This window comes from Streptomyces sp. KLMMK (assembly GCF_036961605.1).
In the GTDB taxonomy this organism is placed as follows: domain Bacteria; phylum Actinomycetota; class Actinomycetes; order Streptomycetales; family Streptomycetaceae; genus Streptomyces; species Streptomyces telluris.
Window position 1 is genome coordinate 1 of record NZ_JBAMDC010000497.1, and the last position, 4,086, is coordinate 4,086.

Annotated in this window: 4 protein-coding genes; 1 reads left to right on the plus strand and 3 read right to left on the minus strand. The window is 71.7% G+C overall.

Annotated elements, in window-relative coordinates; translation table 11 throughout:
• Both V7793_RS34350 and V7793_RS34355 read right to left on the minus strand, forming a co-directional pair.
• Positions 1–1,424, minus strand: a 1,424-nt coding sequence (locus V7793_RS34350) for a polyketide synthase (RefSeq protein ID WP_336013621.1), incomplete at its 3' end; no start/stop codon positions are given.
• Complete coding sequence (locus V7793_RS34355; protein WP_336013622.1) at positions 1,421–2,821, minus strand: MFS transporter; 1,401 nt, start codon at positions 2,819–2,821, stop codon at positions 1,421–1,423. The genes V7793_RS34355 and V7793_RS34350, both read right to left, overlap by 4 nt.
• A 291-nt stretch (positions 2,822–3,112) precedes the next feature.
• Between V7793_RS34355 and V7793_RS34360 the strand changes: the two genes are divergently transcribed.
• Entirely contained in the window at positions 3,113–3,334 is a 222-nt protein-coding gene (locus tag V7793_RS34360; RefSeq protein ID WP_336013623.1) for a response regulator transcription factor, read from the plus strand.
• Between the two features lie 103 nt (positions 3,335–3,437).
• Here V7793_RS34360 and V7793_RS34365 read toward each other — a convergent pair.
• A partial coding sequence (locus V7793_RS34365) for a DedA family protein (protein WP_336013624.1) occupies positions 3,438–4,086 on the minus strand: 649 nt, incomplete at its 5' end.

The window sequence follows — 4,086 nt, forward strand, 5'->3', positions numbered from 1 at the left end:
GCCAGCGCCTCCTCACTGCTGCCGGAGACCAGGAGGACGTCCGGCGGGGCAGCGGCGGCGGCCGGCCGGGGCCCGGGCGCGGCCTCGGGCTCGGGGGCCTGTTCGAGGATGAAGTGGACGTTGGTGCCGCCGATGCCGAGCGAGGTCAGGCCCGCGCGGCGCGGGTGGTCCCCCTCCGGCCAGGGCACGGCCGTGGCGGGGATGTAGAAGGGGCTGCCGTCCAGGGCGAGCAGCGGATTGGGGGTGGTGAAGTTCGCCATCGGCGGGACGACACCGTGCTTCAGTACGAGCAGCGTCTTGATCAGTCCGGCCAGTCCGGAGGCCACGTCGAGATGGCCGATGTTGGCCTTGGTCGAGCCGAGGGCGCAGTAGTGGGTCCGGTCGGTGTCCTGGCGGTACGCGGCCGCGGCGCCGTCGAACTCGATCGGGTCGCCCTTGAGGGTGCCCGTGCCGTGGGTCTCCAGGTAGCCGATGGTGTCCGCGCCGACGCCCGCCCGCTCCAGGGCCCGGCGGATGGCGGCGCACTGGCCGCCGGCGCTGGGGGCGGTGTACGCCTTCTTGTCCGCGCCGTCGTTGGTGACGCCCCAGCCGCGGATGACGCCGTGGACGGTGTCGCCGTCGGCGAGGGCGCGGTCGAGCCGCTTGAGGACGACGGCGGCGACGCCGGTGCCGCCGACGGTGCCGTCCGCGCCCGCGTCGAAGGCCCGCAGCCGGCCGGACTTGGAGAGGATGGAGCCCTTGACGTACTGGTAGCCCAGCACCTGCGGCACGTGGACGGCCGCCGCGCCGGCGAGAGCGATGTCGCAGTCCTCCGCGAGCAGCGCCTGCGCGGCCGTCTGCACCGCCACGAGCGAACTGGAGCAGGCGGTCTGGACGTTGACGGCCGGTCCGGTCAGGCCGAGCCGGTAGGACACGCGGGTCGCGGTGAAGTCCGGGGCGTTGCCCGTCACGATCTGCATGCCCGACATCCAGTTGTCGGCGGGCACGCTCGGCAGGACGTGGTTGAGGAGGTAGGTCTCCAGCGTGTAGAGGTGGTAGCCCGTGGTGGCGTAGACGCCCACCCTGGTGCCGTCGCGCTCCCCCGGGTATCCCGCGTTCTCCAGGGCGTGCTGGGCGCACTCCAGGAACATGCGCTGCTGCGGGTCGGTGAGCTGGGCCTCGCGGGCGCTCATCCCGAAGTGCTGGGCGTCGAAGCCGGTGAGGTCGTCCAGGATCCCGGAGGCGCCGACGAAGTCGGGTGCCTCGTAGCGCTCGGCGGGCACTCCGGCCGCGGCGAGCTCCTCGTCGGTGAAGCGGGTGATGCAGTCCGTCCCGTCGCGGACGACGCGCCAGAGCTCCTCGGGGGTCTCCGCTCCCGGTAACCGGAAGGCCAGTCCGATGACGGCGATGCCCTGGCCGATGCCTTCGTGGTGCGTGGATGTCATGAGCTGCGGCCTTCCGCCGTGGATGCGCCCTTGGACGCGTCCGTCGATACGTCCGCCGTTGCATCCGTCGATACGTCCGCCGTTACATCCGCCGGTGCGCCCGCCGGTGCTCCCCGGCCGCCCTGACCGCCCTGGCCGCCCTGGCCGCCGCGGCCGTCCCGGCCGGTCGCCGGCCCGTCCTCCCTCCCGGTGAGCCTGCCGCCGCGTCTGAGGAGCACGGCGAGCAGGGCGACGCACAAGGCAATGGCCAGACCGTGGAAGGCGGCCACCACCTGCAGCGGCGAGAACGTCTCCAGCAGGGCCGCGCTGACGATCATGCCGAGGCCGAAGCCGGTGTTCTCGGCCGAGGCGGACAGCCCGAAGAGCCGGCCGCGCTGGGCGTCGGGGGCGGCCTGGAGCCGGGAGATGTACACGATCTCCGTGAACCCGTCGGCCATGCCGGCCACGAGCGCGGCGATGATCGCCGGAACGGTGGGCAGACCGGCGAAGACCACGATGAACGCCGCCGACATCACGCACGCCCCGAGCGCGAACGCCCGCTCCCCCGGGGTGCGGCCGGTCTTCTTCGTGACCCGGCCGAACAGCTGCTGCGCGACGATGTTGCCGATGGCCCAGGTGGCCCAGAACTGGCTGATGAACGTCGCCGGGTGCCCGGGGTCGAGGCTGTCCGAGTAGATGGGCAGGGCCACGTTGTGCGACGAGGAGCCCAGCCCGTCGACGGCCCGGACGGCGATCATCACCGCGAGCAGGGGCGCGGTGCGCAGCAGCATCCGGGCGAAGCCGCTCGCGGCGCCGCTCTCCTCCTGCCCCGCGCCCGCCTCCGCCGCCCCGTCCTCCGCGGCCGCCCGGGTCCGTACGGGCAGCAGGAACAGGACGGTCGCGGAGATCACGAAGGTGGCGGCGTCCAGCGCGAACGCCGCGGAGTAGCCGAGCTGCGCCACGACCAGGCCGGACGACGCGAAGCCCGCGATCATGGCGAGGGAGCGGCCGGTGACGAGCAGGCCGTTGGCGCGGGCCCGGTGCTCGGCGCCGACGATCTCCGGCACGCTGCTGCGCAGGGCGACCTGGGAGAGCGTCGAGCAGAACCCGGTGATCACCGCCAGGCCGAAGAGCAGCCCGACCCGGGCCCCGTCGGGCGCGAGCAGCAGGGCGAGCAGGGCCAGGGCCTGGGTGAGGTCGGCGCCCACCATGAGCCGCTTGCGGTCGCGGGTCGAGACGAGACGCCCGGCGACGAAGCCCGAGAGCACGTTGGTCACCAGGCGGACGGCCATGAAAAGGCCGGCGGTGAGCGCGCTGCCGGTGACGTGGTAGACGAAGACGTTCAGCGCCACCATGTTCAAGTAGCTGCCGTACGCCGAGATTCCGTTTCCGACGACGAGCAGACGGAAGTGCCCCATGCGCGGTCCCCCTCCGCTCGCTCCGGGTTGCGTCGACGCCGCGGTCGGCGGCGCACGCTCTCACACTCGCCCGGTTCGAAGCGGGGCTGGAGCCACGGAAGTTGGGGACTTGACAGCCGTCTTACCTGCAATTAAGGGGCCATTGACCGGTTGGCCACTATTTTTTGCTTGCATTTAGCCGAGTTCGTGGTTAGATCCATTCAAAAGCGTCGCGCGGGGGAAAGGAACTTCACCCGCGGCCGGCCGCAGGCCACTCATGCCGCGCGGCTCCGCCTGCCCCATGGAGAACCGATGCCCGGCCTCAGCGTCCAGACGGGACCGCCGCGCCTGTCGCCCCGCGAGCGGCAGGTACTGGCCCACATCGGGGCGGGGCTCACCTACCACCAGACGGCCAGACGACTCGGCATCAGCGTCCACACCGTCGGCACCTACCTCCGCCGCATCCGCGCCAAACGCCCCGCGCCGACGCTGGCGGATCTCGTACGCCTCAGCATCAACCAGGACGTGGGCTGAGCGGCCGCGAGCCACGTCCCGGGAATACAAGAAAGCCCCCGGACCCTCTGCGGGGCCCGGGGGCTTCGGTGAGGCTCCGGGGAGCCCCGAGGTCACTCGGCGATCAGTCGGCGGCCCGGACCGGCTCCGGCTCGGCGGCGGCCGGCTCGGCGGCGTGGGCGGCCTCGGCCTTCTTGGCCTTCATCCGCATCACGACGAACGAGCCCAGACCGAAGAGCAGCGCGGCGACCAGACCGAGCCACGAGAACTTCTTCAGCCACTCCTCGGCCACCTTGCCGACGGAGTAGATCACGGCGACGGTGCCGCCGGCCCAGACGATGCCGCCGAGCACGTTGGCGATCAGGAACTTCCAGTACGGCATCTTCAGCACGCCCGCGAGCGGACCCGCGAAGATCCGCAGCAGGGCGATGAAGCGGCCGACGAAGACGGCCCACATGCCCCACTTCTGGAAGGACCGCTCGGCGGTGGCCACGTGGTGCGGGCCGAAGTGCTTGGGGAACTTCCGGCCGAGCCACTCCAGCAGCGGCTTGCCGCCCTTGCGGCCGATCATGTAGCCGATGGAATCGCCGACGATGGCGCCCGTGATGGCACACGCCGCCAGAACGTACGGGTTGATGTGGTCCTGGGTGGCGGCCAGCAGCGTGGCGCTGACGAGGACGATCTCACCGGGAAGCGGAATACCCAGGCTCTCCAGACCGATGACCCCGCCCACCAAGAGGTAGACGGCGATCGCCGGTACCGTTTCGAGCCAC